Origin of the sequence: uncultured Caballeronia sp. (assembly GCF_964243625.1) — a bacterium.
Taxonomy (GTDB): Bacteria; Pseudomonadota; Gammaproteobacteria; order Burkholderiales; family Burkholderiaceae; genus Caballeronia.
Window position 1 is genome coordinate 1 of record NZ_CAXTGZ010000502.1, and the last position, 4469, is coordinate 4469.

The following is a 4469-nucleotide window of genomic DNA, read 5'->3' on the forward strand; positions in this document are numbered from 1 at the left end:
GTAAGTCGCTATCGTCCGATGCATGCACCACGCGCTGCGGCAGCGCCCGCCGGATCGCGAGCACGAGAATGGCGGCGAGATCGTCGGCGTGGATATGGTTCGTGTAGACATCGTCGGCAGGCGCCAGGGCCGGCGTTCCCTTCTGCAGCCGTGCCAACGGCAGGCGGTTGCCGGCGTAGATCCCGGGAATCCGCACAATCGATGCACTCATCACACCGCGCCGGGTCGCACCGCGCAATTGCGTTTCCGCCGATACCCGCCGTTTCGCCCGCCCGTTGTCCGGCCGCACGGGACGGGTTTCATCGATCCAGGCCCCGCCGCAATCGCCATAAACACCGGACGTGCTCGCGTAAACCACGCGTATCGGCCGGCCGCGCGCAGGGGAATCCGAAACCCGCTCGGGTACAATGGACGCTCTTTTTGTGGCTCCCGCACCGCGCTCAAAGGTCGCACGAAACCAGCCGCGCCATGCTCGTTGGCGGGCCACCGCTGTGGTCGCAACCCGTGCCACGGAACGTCGCGGCGCACTTAATGCTGCGATCAGTGCGCGGGTGCGCAAGTCGTCATCGCCGGATTTTTGGGGCGGTGCGAGATGCAGGACCGTCGAGGCAAGCCCGGCGAGGCGGCGCAGGCTGCGGCGATCGTCGAGATTGCCAATGAGCGGCGTCGTTCCGGCTGCACGCAGTTCGGCGGCGCGTGCGGGCTGGCTCGACAACGCGATCACGCGGGGCGCGGCGGCACGTTGGGCGAGTAGCGGCACGCAGCGCATGCCGACATCGCCGCAACCGGCAATCAGCACGCGCGCGCGGCGAAGTTTTCGAGTGGCGATCATGCTGTCGATTGTAGCCGCGAGCGGTTTGGCTTTTGTTTCATCCAACTCATCCAGGATCTATGGCTTTCAACGTTACGCTCCGGCAAAGCGGCCGGCAGTTTCAGGTAGAACCTGACGAAGCGGTGCTACTCGCAGCGCTGCGCCAGGGCATCGGACTTCCTTACGGTTGCAAGAACGGAGCCTGCGGTTCGTGCAAGGGCACGGTCGTGTCCGGCGAAGTGGAGCAAGCGCCGCATTCGTCGTCGGCCTTGTCCAACGATGAAAAAACCCGCGGCATGGCGCTGCTCTGCTGTGCGACGCCCAAGGGCGATCTCGTGGTCGACGTGCGCGAAGTCGCCGGCGTAGGCGATATCCAGGTCAAGAAGCTGCCCTGCCGCGTGAACGCGCTCGAGCGCAAGGGCACCGATGTCGTGGAGCTGAAGCTGCAGTTGCCCGCGAACGAACGGCTGCAGTATCTGGCCGGGCAGTACATCGAATTCATTCTGAAGGACGGCAAGCGCCGCAGTTATTCGATGGCAAGCCCGCCGCACCATGAAGGCCCGATCGAGCTGCATATCCGTCACATGCCCGGCGGCACGTTCACGGACCACGTGTTCGGCAACATGAAAGAGCGTGACATCCTGCGCTTCGAAGGCCCGCTCGGCACGTTCTTCCTGCGCGAAGATTCCGAGAAGCCGATCGTCCTGCTCGCCTCCGGTACGGGCTTTGCGCCGATCAAGGCGATCATCGAGCATGCGGTGTTCAAGAACCTGAACCGTCCCATGACGCTTTATTGGGGCGGGCGCCGCAAGCAGGACCTGTACATGATGGATCTCGCCGAACAATGGGCGAAAGAAGTGCCGAACTTCTCGTTCGTTCCGGTTTTGTCAGAACCCGATGAAACCGATGCATGGACCGGCCGGACCGGCTTTGTTCATCGTGCTGTCATTGAAGATCTGCCAGACTTGAGCGCGTACCAGGTTTACGCATGTGGCGCGCCGGTGATGGTGGAATCGGCGCAACGCGACTTCACGAATCATCACCGCTTGCCGGAGGACGAATTCTTCGCCGACTCGTTCACCAGCGCGGCCGATCTCGCGAATCCGGTCTGATCGGGTCTGTTCGTCAAGGTCCAGGACGTGACGGTTCGATAAAAATCGGCCGTCACGGTTTACATGCAGGAACTTCCTATCGTATTCTTCGCAGATGCTCAGCCTCCAGACCAATCTTCGACGTCGCCGCTCGCCGCTCCCTTAGGGATGCCGCTGGCTCGTCACGGATTGGCGCTTGATTTCAAGCCTGCGCACATTTCGCCACCATGAAGCCACGGACATCCGTGGCTTTTTGCATTTCTGGTGCCGTCTTGAACTTCGCCGCTTTTTTCCTTTGCTGTTTTTGTGGAGCCCGCCGTCATGAATTTCCAAGAGTATCCCGTCGAATCGTTGATGTTCATCACGAACCGTCCCGAGATCGTGTTCACGCACGGCAAGGGTTCATGGCTCTACGACAACAACGAGAAGCGATACCTGGATTTCATCCAGGGCTGGGCCGTGAACAGTCTCGGCCATTGCAACGACGGCATGATCGAAGCCCTGAACAAGCAGGCGCGCACGCTGATCAACCCGTCGCCGGCGTTCTACAACGCGCCCATGGCCCAGCTCGCCGGATTGCTGAGCGCCAATAGCTGCTTCGACAAAGTGTTCTTTGCCAACAGCGGCGCCGAAGCCAACGAAGGCGCGATCAAGCTCGCGCGCAAGTGGGGCAAGAAGTTCAAGGGCGGCGCGTACGAGATCATCACCTTCGACCACAGCTTCCACGGGCGCACGCTCGCGACCATGTCGGCATCGGGCAAACCGGGTTGGGACACCATTTACGCACCGCAAGTGCCAGGCTTTCCGAAGGCCGATCTGAACGACATTGCATCGGTTGAAAAACTCATCACCGATAAAACCGTCGGCGTCATGCTCGAACCCATCCAGGGCGAAGGCGGCGTGATCCCGGCCACGCGCGAGTTCATGCAGGCGTTGCGCGAGCTGACGAAGAAGCACAACCTGCTGATGATCGTCGACGAAGTGCAAAGCGGTTGCGGCCGCGCCGGCACGTTGTTCGCGTATGAATTGTCGGGCGTGGAGCCGGACATCATGACGCTGGGCAAAGGTATCGGCGGCGGCGTGCCGTTGGCGGCGTTGCTGTCGACCAAGGAAGTCGCATGCTTCGAACCGGGCGATCAGGGCGGCACGTACAACGGCAATCCGTTGACCACAGCCGTGGGTTTTTCGGTGATCTCGCAACTGACGGCGCCGGGTTTCCTCGAAGGCGTGCGTGAACGCGGCGAGTATCTGAAAGCGCAGTTGCTGCAGCTTTCGGAGGAACGCGGCTTTAACGGTGAACGCGGCGAAGGATTACTGCGCGCGCTGCTGCTGAACAACGACAACGGCCCGAAAATCGTCGAAATGGCGCGCGACATGGGTCCGGACGGTTTGCTGCTGAACGCCGCCCGCCCGAACCTGTTGCGCTTCATGCCGGCGCTGAACGTGACGAAGGACGAGATCGACCAGATGTTGTCGATGCTGCGCTCCATCCTCGACAAGCTGTGATCATCCGCGTTTTCGATGAGCGCGACACGGACGCCGTGCTCGCGCTCTGGTCGGAGGTTTTTCCGGAGTATGCGGTACCGGGAAAACCGCAGCGGGACCCGCGTTTATCGATACGAAACAAGCTGGCCATGCAACCCGAACTATTCTTCGTCGGCGTGCTGGGCGAGCGCGTGATCGGGACGGTGATGACGGGCTACGACGGACATCGCGGATGGCTTTATTCGCTCGCGGTCGCCGAGGATCAGCGCGGGAACGGCTACGGGCGGGCGCTGGTCGAACATGCGGAACGAGCGCTTGCATCGCTTGGATGTCCGAAGCTCAATCTGCAGATCATGGCGAACAAGCCGGAGACGCGGGCGTTCTATGCAAAGCTCGGGTATCACATGGACGAAGTCGTGAGCCTCGGCAAACGGCTTCAGGCGTAAAAAAACCGCATGCCTGATGAAGGCATGCGGTTTTATCAACAACGCGTCATTCGCCCAGGTAAGCCGCGCGAACCTTCGGATCATCGAGCATGGTCTTGGCGTCGCCGGACATGGTGACGAGACCCGAATCCATCACGTAGCCACGATTCGCCGCCTGCAACGCAAGCCGTGCGTTCTGCTCGACCAGCAACACGGTCAGGCCTTCAGAAGAAATCTCGCGCACCACTTCGAAAATCTTCTCGACCATGATTGGGGAGAGACCCATTGACGGCTCATCGAGCAAGAGCAGTTTCGGGCGCGACAACAACGCGCGCGCCATCGCCAGCATCTGCTGCTCGCCGCCCGACAACGTGCCCGCATATTGCGCCGCACGTTCCTTCAGGCGAGGGAAGAAACCGAACATGCGATCAGTGTCCTTCTGAATCTCGTCACTGTCGTTGCGCAAGTACGCGCCCATCTGCATATTTTCCAGAATCGACATGCGCGCGAAGATGCCGCGGCCTTCCGGCACCATCGCGAGACCGCGCTTGAGCAACTCATGCGAGGGCACGCCCTTGATGGACTTGCCCATGTATTCAATGTCGCCCGCCGAATACGGCTTCAGACCCGTGATGGCTTTCATCGTGGTCGTCTTGC

Annotated in this window: 5 protein-coding genes; 3 read left to right on the forward strand and 2 right to left on the reverse strand. The window is 61.1% G+C overall.

The genetic code is table 11. From position 1 onward, the window contains the following. Window positions 1–832, reverse strand: an 832-nt coding sequence (locus ACFFAR_RS25660; protein ID WP_375508699.1) for an NAD-dependent epimerase/dehydratase family protein, incomplete at its 3' end; no start/stop codon positions are given. Between the two features lie 59 nt (window positions 833–891). Between ACFFAR_RS25660 and ACFFAR_RS25665 the strand changes: the two genes are divergently transcribed. The 3 genes from ACFFAR_RS25665 (at window position 892) to ACFFAR_RS25675 (ending at window position 3833) form a co-directional block, all read left to right on the forward strand. Further along, a complete protein-coding gene (locus ACFFAR_RS25665; protein ID WP_174364698.1) occupies window positions 892–1923 on the forward strand; it encodes a 2Fe-2S iron-sulfur cluster-binding protein in 1032 nt (343 codons plus the stop codon). Window positions 1924–2223: 300 nt separating this feature from the next. Then, complete coding sequence (locus tag ACFFAR_RS25670; RefSeq protein ID WP_061998742.1) at window positions 2224–3408, forward strand: acetylornithine transaminase; 1185 nt, start codon at window positions 2224–2226, stop codon at window positions 3406–3408. Then, on the forward strand, window positions 3405–3833 hold the full coding sequence (locus tag ACFFAR_RS25675) for a GNAT family acetyltransferase (RefSeq protein WP_062169438.1): 429 nt from the start codon (window positions 3405–3407) through the stop codon (window positions 3831–3833). The genes ACFFAR_RS25670 and ACFFAR_RS25675 overlap by 4 nt, the downstream gene beginning before the upstream one ends. 46 nt (window positions 3834–3879) lie before the next feature. On the opposite strand, the gene ACFFAR_RS25680 is transcribed toward ACFFAR_RS25675, so the two are convergent. Beyond that, window positions 3880–4469, reverse strand: a 590-nt coding sequence (locus ACFFAR_RS25680) for an ABC transporter ATP-binding protein (protein WP_375508700.1), incomplete at its 5' end; no start/stop codon positions are given.